At 54.4% G+C, this 7,167-nt stretch carries 4 protein-coding genes; all 4 read left to right on the forward strand.

Annotated features, from left to right (window positions below; translation table 11 throughout):
• Nucleotides 1-19: 19 nt before the first annotated feature.
• The 4 genes from aprA (at nucleotide 20) to qmoC (ending at nucleotide 6,745) form a co-directional block, all read left to right on the forward strand.
• Nucleotides 20-2,023 carry an adenylyl-sulfate reductase subunit alpha gene (aprA, locus tag QZP87_RS03700; protein ID WP_291321571.1) on the forward strand — a complete coding sequence of 668 codons (2,004 nt, stop codon included), beginning with the start codon at nucleotides 20-22 and terminating at the stop codon, nucleotides 2,021-2,023.
• Between the two features lie 131 nt (nucleotides 2,024-2,154).
• Nucleotides 2,155-3,402, forward strand: coding sequence for a CoB--CoM heterodisulfide reductase iron-sulfur subunit A family protein (locus tag QZP87_RS03705; RefSeq protein ID WP_291321568.1), 1,248 nt, complete (start codon nucleotides 2,155-2,157; stop codon nucleotides 3,400-3,402).
• 6 nt (nucleotides 3,403-3,408) lie between these two features.
• Nucleotides 3,409-5,592: a hydrogenase iron-sulfur subunit gene (locus QZP87_RS03710; RefSeq protein WP_291321569.1), complete on the forward strand. Its 2,184-nt coding sequence runs from the start codon at nucleotides 3,409-3,411 to the stop codon at nucleotides 5,590-5,592.
• A 10-nt stretch (nucleotides 5,593-5,602) separates the two neighbouring features.
• Nucleotides 5,603-6,745: a quinone-interacting membrane-bound oxidoreductase complex subunit QmoC gene (gene qmoC / locus QZP87_RS03715; RefSeq protein ID WP_291321570.1), complete on the forward strand. Its 1,143-nt coding sequence runs from the start codon at nucleotides 5,603-5,605 to the stop codon at nucleotides 6,743-6,745.
• Nucleotides 6,746-7,167 lie beyond the last annotated feature (422 nt).

The raw sequence follows: 7,167 nt of genomic DNA on the forward strand, positions 1-7,167 counted from the left end.
GCATTTTAAGGAGGTATTTATGCCTGTTATTCCATCTAAGAGCCAGAATCTTGGTGTTCCCATCGGTGAGCCGGAAATCAAGGAAATTGATGTTGATTGCTTGCTGGTGGGCGGCGGCATGGGTTGCTGCGGCGCTGCTGTAGAGATCAAAAAGTGGGCCGACAAGCACGATGTCAGTTATCTCATGGTTGACAAGGCCTCCCTGGAGCGCTCCGGCGCAGTGGCCCAGGGCCTGTCCGCCATCAACACCTATCTGGGCGACAATACTCCTGAGGACTACGCCCGTATGGTCCAGAACGACCTCATGAAGGCCGTGCGCGAAGATCTGGTCTTCGACCTGGGCCGTCACGTGGATGATTCCGTACATCTGTTTGAGGAATGGGGACTGCCCATCTGGGTGACCACTGACGACGGCAAGCGCCTCGACGGTGCAGCCGCCAAGAAGAAGGGCCTGCAGGTACGCGAAGGTGCCAAGCCTGTTCGTTCCGGTCGCTGGCAGATCATGATCAATGGTGAGTCCTACAAGGTCATCGTGGCCGAGGCAGCCAAAAACGCCATCGGCGAGGACAACTACATTGAGCGCTGCTTTGTGGTCAAGCTGCTCCTGGACGCCAATGAGCCCAACCGGGTAGCCGGCGCTGTGGGCTTTTCCACCCGTGAAAATAAAGTATATGTATTCAAATCCAACGCCATCCTGGTGGCCTGTGGCGGCGCAGTCAATGTCTACCGCCCCCGCTCCACCGGTGAAGGTATGGGCCGGGCCTGGTATCCTGTCTGGAACGCCGGCTCCACCTACACCATGTGTTCCGAGGTGGGCGCGGAAATGACCATGATGGAAAACAGGTTCTGCCCGGCCAGATTCAAGGACGGCTATGGTCCTGTTGGCGCCTGGTTCCTGCTGTTCAAGGCCAAGGCCACCAACGCCAAGGGCGAAGACTATACCCAGAAGAATATGCACCTGCTCAAGCCTTACCAGGAAAAGGGCTACGCCACCGGCAAGGTCATGCCTGCCTGTCTGCGCAACCACCAGACCCTGGAGGAGATGAGGGCCGGCCTTGGTCCAATCTATATGGACACCGCCACCGCCCTGCAGAACACCTTCAAGGAGTTGTCCAAGAAAGAGCAGAAGCACCTGGAATCAGAAGCCTGGGAAGACTTCCTGGATATGTGCGTTGGTCAGGCCAACCTGTGGGCCTGCATGAACATTGAGCCTGAGAACAAGGGCTCCGAAATGATGCCCACCGAGCCCTACCTGCTGGGCTCCCACTCCGGTTGCTGCGGCATCTGGGTATCCGGGCCCGATGAAGACTGGGTACCGGAAGAGTACAAGGTACTCGCCCCCAACGGCAAGGCATACAACCGCATGACCACGGTCATGGGCCTGTGGACCTGCGCTGACGGCGTCGGCGCTTCCGGGCACAAGTTCTCCTCCGGTGCACATGCCGAGGGGCGCATGGCTGCCAAGGCCATGGTCCGCTGGTGTGTGGACCATAAGGACTTCAAGCCGACCCTGAAGGATTCCCCCCAGGACCTGGCCAAGATGATCTACCAGCCCTGGTACACCTATGAAGAGCACAAGAACGTATCCACTGCTCCGGACATCAACCCCAAGTACATCACCCCGCGCAACTTCATGATGCGCCTGATCAAGTACTCGGATGAATACGGTGCCGGTGTGGCTACCTACTATGTCACCTCCGAGGCTCTGCTTGAGGTGTTGAGCAAGCATCTGGACTGGCTGCAGGAAGACTCCCTGAAGCTGTGCGCCCGCGATCTGCATGAACTTATGCGTGCCTGGGAAAACTATCACCGCCTGTGGACCGTCCGCCTGCACACCATGCACATCCGGTTCCGCAAGGAGACCAGGTACCCCGGCTTCTACTATCGCTCCGACTTCATGGATCTCAACGAGGAAGAGTGGCTTTGCTTCACCAACTCCAAGTACGATCCCGAAAAGGGCGAGATGACCTTCTTCAAGAGGCCTTACATCCAGATCTTCGATCCCAAATGGGATAAGGAATAACTGAAACAGGCTGCGGGCCGTACGGTCCGCAGCCTTTTTAATGGTCTAAGCCCGAGCTGAACTGAACAGTGGTTTAGTTCGGCCTCAGGCCATTTTCGTAAGATAAGGCATAAAATCAGGGAGGATTGAGAATGTCCAATAACAGTATTCTGGTAATCGGCGGCGGTTTCAGCGGCTTAACAGCCGCGCTGGAAGCCGCTGAAGTCGGACACGAGGTGTATATCGTTGAGCAGGAGCCATATCTTGGAGGACGAGTGGCCCAGCTTAAGCACTATTTCCCCAAACTTTGTCCTCCGACATGCGGCCTGGAGATAAACTTTCAGCGCATCAGAAAAAACCCGAAGGTCAAACAGTTCACTATGGCCCGGGTGACTGAGGTGTCAGGCGGTCCCGGCAACTACGAAGCCAAAATCAAGATCAAGCCCAGGTTCGTCAACAGCAACTGCACCGCCTGTGACAAGTGTGTCGAAGTCTGTCCTGTTGAAAGAGACAGCGAATACGACTTCAATATGGGCAAGACCCGGGCCGTTTATCGTCCGCACCTTATGTCCTTTCCCATGCGCTATGTCATTGATGACCAGGTTTGCGAAGGCTCATCCTGCGCCAAATGCGTGGACGCCTGCCAGTATCAGGCCATTGACCTGGATGAAAAAGAGCGCGAGTTCACCCTGAACGTAGGTTCAATAATCGTCGCTACAGGCTGGAAGCCGTATGACATCACCAAGCTCACCAACCTGGGAGGAGGTCAGATCCCCAACGTCATTTCCAACATGCAGCTTGAAAGACTGGCTGCACCAGCCGGCCCCACCGACGGCCGGGTGCTTAGACCCTCAGACGGCAAAGAACCCAAACGCATCGCCTTTGTGCAGTGTGCCGGATCCAGAGACCAGAATCACCTGGATTACTGTTCATACATCTGCTGCATGGCATCCCTCAAGCACTGTACCTACATCCGGGAGCAGTACCCTGACGCTGAGGTGGTCATCTACTACATTGACCTGCGTGCCCCGGGCAGGTACGAAAATTTCCTGAACAAGATCCAGGAGGACGAAAAAGTGCGGATGGTCAAGGGCAAGGTTGCAAAAATCACCGAGGACACTGCAACCGGAGACCTGGTGGTAACCGCTGAAGACATCATGGGCGGTGTCAAAAAAGAGGAAACCTTCGATCTTGTGGTCCTTGCCACTGGCATGCAGCCTTCCATTTCCATAGACGGCCTGGCTTTGGAAGTTCCCATGGACGATTCAGGTTTTATCACCGGCGGCGAGGACAAGGGAATCTTTCCTGTCGGCTGCGCCAAAATGCCGCTGGATGTTATGACCTCGGCCGAAACAGCCACAGGCGGGGCACTGAATGCTATACAAACGGGGAGGAGGTAAGTCACAATGGCTGACAATAAGACAGGAGTATATATCTGTACCGGTTGCGAAATCGGGGACAACCTGAACAAGGAAGCTGTACGGGAATATATTGACGAGGAATGTTCTCCGGCAGTGCTCAAGGAGCACTCATTTTTATGCAGCAAGGAAGGTGTTGCAGAAATCCAGGGCGATATCGACGGCGAGGGTGTAAACAAGGTCTGCATCGCTGCCTGTTCACCCAGGATAATGTGGGACGTGTTCGATTTCGGCCCCAAGGTCCTGGTTGAAAGGGCCAATATTCGGGAATTGGCGGTATGGTCATACCGAAACCCCGAACTCCCCGAACCCGAAGATGATGAGATGTCCGATCCTTTGACCATGATGGTCAGGGATTACATCCGTATGGGCGTGGTCCGCCTGGAAAAGACGGATTATCCCGAAAGGGAGCCCCTGGAGCCCAGCAACACCATCATGGTTCTGGGAGGCGGAGTGACCGGCCTCAATGCCGCTCTGGGTGCAGCCAATACCGGCTACGACGTGGTTCTGGTGGAAAAGGAAGACAAGCTGGGTGGTTTCGCCGCCAAGATGTACAAGCAGACCCCCACCAAACACCCGTATACCGAGGCTGAACAGCCTTCTGTGGACGAACTTATCCGCAAAGTGGAAGGAAACGACAAGATCAAGGTGCTGACCAAGGCTGAACTGCAGCTCATAAAAGGTGCACCCGGAAAATACACTGTAACTGTTAAATCCGGAGGCGAGGATCACGAGCTCTTCATAGGCTCCGTGGTTCTGGCCACTGGCTGGAAGCCTTACGATGCCTCCAAGCTGGGACACCTGGGTTACGGCACAATCAAGAACGTGGTTACCAATGTGGAACTGGAGACCATGGCCAAGGAAGGCAAGCTGCAAAGGCCTTCCGACGGGCAGCCGGTTCAAAGCGCTGCATTCATCCAGTGTGCCGGACAGCGGGATCCCGAGCACCTTCCCTACTGCTCCTCGGTATGCTGCATGACATCCCTGAAACAGGCAAAATATATCCGGGAAAAGGACGACGATGCCAAGGCCTTCATATTCTACAAGGACATGCGTACACCCGGCGTATACGAGAGCTACTACCGTGAAGCCCAGGATGATCCAGGCATCTTTCTGACCAAATCCGAGATTCAGGAAGTAAGCGAAGACGGAGACGGCAAGATCGTGGTCAAGGTTACCGACACCCTGCTTGGAGAAGACCTGGAAGTGGCGGTTGATCTGCTGGTCCTGGCCACCGGAATGGTGCCGACCATCGCCGAAGAAGCCGTACTCAAGCTGGGATACCGCCTGGGCGAACAAATCCCGGATCTGGAGCTTTTCAACGGCTTTGCCGATTCCAACTACATCTGCTTCCCCTATGAGACCAGGCGTACCGGGATTTACGCCGCCGGATGCGTGCGCCAGCCCATGAACATGAGTACCGCCAAGGACGACGCAGCCGGTGCCGCCCTCAAATCCATTCAGTGCCTTGAATCCATCAATCACGGCGTGGCTGTTCATCCCCGCTCCGGTGACCCCACTTATCCCAAGTTCAACATGGTCCGCTGCACCCAGTGCAAGCGCTGCACCGAGGAATGCCCCTTCGGAGCCCTGGACGACGACGAGAAGGGAACTCCAGAGCCCAATACCACCAGGTGCCGCCGCTGCGGAACCTGCATGGGCGCCTGTCCCGAGCGCGTCATCTCCTTTGACAACTATAGCGTTTCCATGCTCAATGAGGCCATCGCCGCCATCCAGGTCCCGGATGACGAGGAAGAAGGCGGCTACCGCATCCTTTGCCTGGTCTGCGAAAACGACGCCTACCCGGCCCTGGATATGGCGGCCATGCGCAAGAACAAGTGGTCTGCCTCTGTTCGCTTCATAGGCATCCGCTGTCTGGGCTCGGTGAATACCCAGTGGATAGCTGAATCCATGAGTAAGGGGATAGACGGGGTTCTTCTGCTTGGCTGCAAATACGGCGATGACTACCAGTGCCACTTCATTAAAGGCAGTGAGCTGTGCAATAAGCGCATGGACAATATCGGTGAAACCCTGGAAAGGCTGCAGGTTGAGTCTGAAAGAATACAACAGAAACAGATATCCATAGATGAATACGACAAGATACCCAAGATAATCGATGACTTCATTGAGGAGATCGAGGGTTACGGTCCTAATCCATATAAGGGTTTCTAGGAGGTAATAGATGTCTACAAGAATCGACCCTGATGTACAGTTTATCCGGGAAATGCAGGCTGCAGGCGGAGAATCCCTGAAAAAATGCTATCAATGCGCAACCTGCAGCGTTATATGTCCACTGTCTCCGGAAGAAACTCCATTCCCCCGCAAGGAAATGGTCTGGGCCCAATGGGGCATGAAAGACAAACTTGTCAATGATATTGACATCTGGCTGTGCCACAACTGCGGGGAATGCTCCGACTACTGCCCCCGAGGGGCAAAACCGGGAGATCTTCTGGCCGCCCTTCGCAATACGGCATACAAGTCTCTGGCCAGGCCGGCCATCCTGGGCGAATGGATGAGTTCAGCCAAGTACCTGCCGGTACTCTTTGCCATTCCGGCTATACTCTTTCTCATTGTCTGGGCGGCCACCACGGGGCTGACTATCCCGGACGGAGAAATCGTATTCAGCAAGGTATTCCCCACACTTCAGGCCATTGACCCCATTTTCATTCTGACGGTTATTTTTGTGGTCTTCACCTTTATCTATTCAGTTGGGAGGATGCTGGCGTCCTTCAAGGAAGCGGGATATGTACCGCAGGAAGGATCTCCATCGATGTTGAGATCACTTTATGACGTAATCAAGGAGCAGATCCTGACCCATGTCAAGTTCAAGGACTGCGAGACCAACCAGGAGCGCTACACCGGCCACCTGCTGGTTTTTTACGGATTTATCGCCCTGTTCGTAGTAACGGGCATAGTAGCGGCAGCCTACTGGGCGGACAAATTCGGGATTATCGAGTTCGCCACACCCATGGCCCTGTACAATCCAGTAAAGATCCTGGCCAATGTCGGCGGAATAGCTCTTATCGTGGGCCTGGTGTACATGACCCGCATGCGTCTGAACATAGATCCCAAAAAGACCGTCAATTCCTTTTATGACTGGTATCTTCTTGGTGTAATCTGGGCAGTGGTCATCACCGGCTTCCTGGCCCAGATCTTCAGGCTGGCTGATGCAGCTGCTCTGGCCTACATAATCTATTACCTGCACCTGGTAACTGTCTTTATGCTCTTTGCATACCTGCCCTGGTCCAAGCTGGCCCACCTGGTCTACAGGACTGTGGCCCTGGCATACGCCAGACAGATCGGGCGTAAGGGACTGTCGGAATAACCGGTCGGAAAATCAAACCACATAATTCAAAAAAAGCTCCTTCCCCTGGGAAGGGGCTTTTTTTTCTCGACAATTCAGCACTACAGCAAAACTTCTAAGGCGGACCATGCCCGCAACCCAATAAAGAAAAGTGTATTTTGACAGGATTAACCACGCCAAAGACGCGTGGCAGGCATAGATTGACAGGATAAGCAAGCAGCGGCCGGAAGCCGCAGATTGCATTAACCATCGCCAAAGGCGGATGATAACCTTTTGGCTTGGCTTCCGGCCAGGACAAAATGATTTTTCTCTTTATCCATCTCTTAATCTATGCCTGCCACGCGTCTTTGGCGTGGTTAATCCTGTCAAAATACACTTTTCTTTATTGGGTTGCGGGCATGGTCCGCCTTAGAAGTTTTGCTGTAGTGCTGAATTGTCGAGAA

This window comes from Desulfonatronospira sp. (assembly GCA_003563255.1).
Classification (GTDB): Bacteria; Desulfobacterota; Desulfovibrionia; order Desulfovibrionales; family Desulfonatronovibrionaceae; genus Desulfonatronospira.